A 4,720-nucleotide genomic window follows, 5' to 3' on the forward strand; every position below is an offset into this window, starting at 1 on the left:
GCCACGCTCGGCTTGTGCTTTTCGCGCGGTTGGCGCGGCGCGGCAGGTGCGCCGCCCGGCCACGCTCGGCTTGTGCTTTTCGCGCGGTTGGCGCGGCGCGGCAGGTGCGCCGCCCGTACCTTCAGCCGTTACAGGCGGGTGTTCGTCTGGCGCATGTTCGGCAGCGGACCCCGGCCCAGGCGTGGCTTCCACGCCAGCAAGCTCCGCGCCGGTGCGCGCAGCCGCCGGCTCATCCGCTACGTCTGCCGCAGCAGCCTCGCCTGGCTTGGCCGCTGCTGCCGACTCCACTGCCACGGCCGCTGCCGGTGAACGCTGCGCGCCGGAGGCGCCATGCGCCGCTTGCGCCGGCGCGGGCACAGGCTGGCGCGGCGTCAACGCCGTACGAGCTGCACCGAGCGCCTGCTCGAAATCATTCAACAGATGACGTGGCAGCGAGGAGTGCTCCGGCGCAGCCAGTTGCGCTTCGTGTTCGGTAGCCAGGCGTTCCAGCTCAGCCAGCGCAGCCTCGCGGTCAGCGGCTGACGATAACTTCTTTAGCGCAGCCAGCGCATCGATCATGCCGCGCTGCAGATTCACTTGCGCCTCCAGCCGCTGCGCCAGCGCCTGGCGCACCCCGGCGAACTGCGCTGCCGGTTCCGGCGTGGCTGCAATCACCTGCCATTGACGATCCAGATCCACTACCTGATTCGGCGCGAGCTTTTCCTCCTGCAACAAGCGCTGCGCAAGAGCAATGCACGCCTCGGCCTGCTTCTGTTCAGCCTGCTGGTGGCGCAGCGCATCGAGACGCCCCTGCGCCAGCTTGGCCACGCGGCGGTCCGTATTGCGCATGGCCTGCTGCACTTTTTCCAGTGCAATCTGCGACATCACATGCTCGGCCGCAGCCAGCCGCACATCGGCAAATTCGCTATTGAGGATCAGTTCGACGGCAGCGTCTTCATTGCCCGCCAGATTGCGCGCAAATTCCGCTTGTGCAGCGCGCCTGTCCGCTGCGCCGTTCGGGCTTGCCGCGCCATTCCCTGCAGCTTCCGGCCCCTGGGGCTGGGCATCTGCCTGCGCGTCGGCGCCCTTGTCGCCGGGCCGCTTAAAAAGGAATTCGAACATGATAGGCTATGGATGGATCAAAACCACCATCATAGCGCAGCGCCGGCTTCTTTGTCGGGCGCCGGGGCGCGGAACGGCCGATGGCCGTCCGCTTAGCGAATCAATGATCCGCTTGTGCGCGTTCAACCGGGCGCTGGTGACGGTGGTAGCGCAGCTCCGGCGCAGGTTCAAGCTCCTCCGATTCTTCACGCACGGCTGCCAGGGCGCGGCGCGCATCGGCCAGAGCTTTCCTGTTCGTCGGAGGCAATGAAGGCTGGCCGCTTTGACCGCGGCGCGCCTCAACCATCTGCGCATCATGCGCCAGGAACTGATTGGCGATGGCAAACCAGGCCTCGCCGCTGATGGCGCTGCGTGCCAGCGCAAACAGTTCCTTCTCTTCCTTCTCCAGCCGCTGCAGCATGGCAGCGCAGAAGGCTTCGATTGCCTCGCAAACTTCGGTCACCTGCTGCTCGCTGCGCATGCCGGCGCTGTCAAGCTCCCCTTGCAGCCGGCGGATCACGCTCAGCGCATTCTGGTTCAGGCGACTCAATTCGTCGAGCAATTGGTTGGCCTGCTCGGTGGCCTCGCGCAATGCGGGAATCAGGTAGAGTTCGATCTTTCGCCAGTGGCAGGCCTGGTACAGGCGCTCCAGGGTTTCGCATGCATATTCGAGCTGGGACAGCGTAAGGCTTTGCTGGCGCAGGAAAGTCGATTGCACGTATTTCTGGAACGATAGCAGGCTGAGGCGCACGTTGGCCTGTTCTACCGACAGGGCAACCAAGGTGTAAGTGGCCGTTAACATTCTTGCTCCCAAATGACGCTGTGGCGGAACGGAAGTACAAGTGTAAATAAGCCCGACAGATCCACCCTTGATCTAGCTCAAACTTCTGCGGGTGGCGTGCTAATAATTTACGGTGCTTTCGGCTGCAATTCAAGACGAAGATCTACCATACCAGCTTCTGCCGATGCCGTCACGCGCCCGCCGTATCTACGCATAAGCTGTTGCATTCCTGCATTCTCCGCCAGCGCTTCGCCATGCAATTCACGTGTGCCGCGGCTACGGAAATAATCGATCAACTTGCGGAACAGAATGTTGCCGAGGCCTAGTCCTTTCAGATCGGAACGCACAGCGATGGCGAATTCGGCGGCCTGATTGTCCGGGTCGGCGATAGCGCGCACGACACCTAAAGTCTCGGGCTCGCCATCAGCGCCCGTACGGGTGGCGATGAAGGCCATGGCGCGGTCGTAGTCGATCTGGGTCAGGCGCGCCAGTTGGGCGGGCGGCAGCTCCTTCATTGCTGAAAAGAAGCGCAGCCGCACATCATCCCGATTCATCTGGCTGAAGAAGCGCACGTGGGCCGGTGCATCTTCGGGACGAATGGGCCGCAGCAGCAACGGCGCGCCCTGCCAGCTGATCTCCTCTTCCTGCTCCTGCGGATAGGGGCGAATGGCCATTGCCGATTCCGGCCTTTTCGGCCCCAGCGCAATGCGTGCTGAGCGCGGCGACAGGCCGTTTTCCGCCGCCACCAGCGGATTGATTTCCAGGCTGGCGATTTCGCCGATGTCGGCCACCAGTTCGGCGACCTGAATCAGCATGCGGCACACGGCGTCGCTATGCGCGGCCAGCGCGCGAAACACGCGCGTGCGTTCGAGCATCTCGCGCGCCAGCACCATGTTCAGCGGCGGCAGGCCGACGGCACGATCGTCCACCACTTTCCCGGCGCTGCCACCGAGGCCGAAGCTGATGACGGGACCGAACACGGGATCGACGGCCATTGCGATCCGTAGCTGCAGATTGCCACAATCGATGCTTGCACCTTCTTCCAGCACGACGCCATAAGCCGCCAGCACGGCACGCAAATCTTCCGGCGCCAGCTCTTTGGCGCCGCCGGCCTGTGCTGCTTCGACTGCAGCACGTGCGGCCTGCCGTTCCGGCGCGCTCGCCACCGGCGCTTGTCCCGGCACCTCATTCAGCAGCAACTGGTTGCGGTGATAGGCCACGACCTGGCTGAAGGCGCGCACCGCTTTTTCCGGCGTGTCGTAGGCAGGCAAACCCGCATCCGCAAACACCTGGCGCGCGCCTTCAACTGCGCCACCGCCCAGCCAGCAAGTGAAGACGCTACGGTTGCTGGCCTTGATGATCGGCGCCACGGCTTGCGCTACTTCCATGCTGCCGGTGGCGGACGTAGGGCCGTGCACCAGCAGGAAGCCATCGGCCTGCGGCTCCTTCAGCAAGGCTTGCAGCGCCGCGGCATGGCGTTCGGCGCTGGCTTCGCCGCCGATGTCGATGGGATTGGTCACCGCCAGACCTTCGGGCAGCACCGTCTTCAAAGCACGAGCCACCTCCGGCGACAACGGCGCCAGGCTGCCCTTGACCCAGGACAGCGCATCCGCAGCCAGCTGGCCCGGCCCCCAGCCATTGCAGATGATGCCCAGCCGCTCGCCGCGCGTCGGCCGCGCATTGGCCAGCGTCTGTACCGCGTCGAACAAGTCGGACGAGGAAAACACGCGCAGCATGCCCGCGCGGCGGATCACGGCGTCATACACGCGGTCATCGCCGCTGCGGCCCGCTTTCAGCACCACGACGGGTTTTCCGCGCGCAGCCAGCCTAGCCGCCGACAGGAATTTGCGCGCGCAGCTCACGGATTCGATATGCATAAGGATCGCGCTGGTATCGTCATCGGCTGCGAGAAAATCCAGCATATCGGCCAGGTCGATATCGCCGCCCTCGACCAGCGACACCACGCGCGAAAAGCCGATGCCGTGCAGGCGCGCCCAATCCAGCACGGCCGTCATCACGGTGGCAGATTGTGAAATAAAGGCCAGCTTGCCCGGCTTGGCGCCGACATGGGCAACGCTGGCATTCAATCCCGCTGATGGCGCTATCAGGCCGATGCCGCCCGGTCCAAGAATCCGCATCAGATAAGGCCGCGCGGCCTTCAACAGAGATTGGCGCACGTTGTCCGATACCGGCGTCAGCACCAGCGCGCCGCGCGTGCCGCGCTTGCCCAGATCCGCGATCAGACCGGGAATGCTATCCGGCGGCGTGCAGATAATGGCGAGGTCCGGCACACCGGGCAGCGCCGAGAGCTTCGCGTAGCAAGGAACGCCCAGCAGCTCGCCATACTTCGGATTGACCGGCCAGATGGCGCCCGCGAAACCGCTGTCCGCCATATTGTTCATGACCTTGGTGCCCATGCGGTCCGGCCGCTGCGAGGCGCCAAAAATGGCCACGGAAGACGGTTCGAACAGACTGTCCATATTCCTGATGCTCATGTCTGCCCTTTCTTACCAGCGCGAGTAGTGGTCCTCCGTCACGCCCGCCAGCTGCGTGACCATGCGTTTCGGTTCATTCGGGCCGCTGCGCACCCAGCCGCTGAACGTGCCGATAGGCTGAATATAGCGGCTGGCTGCTACAACCATATTACGGTTCTGCCGGCGTGCGCCTTCCGGCGTGAAGAACAGTTCGAACTGGTCGTCTTCTGTAAAGATATGCCAGCGTTCCATCGGATCGTCGGGATCATAAATGAAATGCGCGGGCGCCAGCGGCAGCACCTGTGCTTGCCGGGCCGTCTCTCGGTCGGACGGCGACATCGTTGCCAACTTCTCCCAGGATGGCTTGCCGGGCCGTCTCTCGGTC

At 64.2% G+C, this 4,720-nt stretch carries 3 protein-coding genes and 1 pseudogene; all 4 read right to left on the minus strand.

Annotated features, from left to right (window positions below):
- Positions 1 to 1,101 (minus strand): annotated as a pseudogene (locus tag AB4Z11_RS23465) (hypothetical protein); the annotation flags it as partial.
- A 100-nt stretch (positions 1,102 to 1,201) separates the two neighbouring features.
- Positions 1,202 to 1,882 carry a hemerythrin domain-containing protein gene (locus tag AB4Z11_RS23470; RefSeq protein WP_442028052.1) on the minus strand — a complete coding sequence of 227 codons (681 nt, stop codon included), beginning with the start codon at positions 1,880 to 1,882 and terminating at the stop codon, positions 1,202 to 1,204.
- A gap of 107 nt (positions 1,883 to 1,989) precedes the next feature.
- Positions 1,990 to 4,356: a bifunctional acetate--CoA ligase family protein/GNAT family N-acetyltransferase gene (locus tag AB4Z11_RS23475; RefSeq protein WP_442028054.1), complete on the minus strand. Its 2,367-nt coding sequence runs from the start codon at positions 4,354 to 4,356 to the stop codon at positions 1,990 to 1,992.
- Positions 4,357 to 4,368: 12 nt separating this feature from the next.
- On the minus strand, positions 4,369 to 4,720 hold a 352-nt coding region (locus AB4Z11_RS23480), incomplete at its 5' end, for a DUF2804 family protein (RefSeq protein ID WP_442028055.1).

This window comes from Pseudoduganella sp. RAF53_2 (assembly GCF_052113985.1).
Taxonomy (GTDB): domain Bacteria; phylum Pseudomonadota; class Gammaproteobacteria; order Burkholderiales; family Burkholderiaceae_D; genus Rugamonas.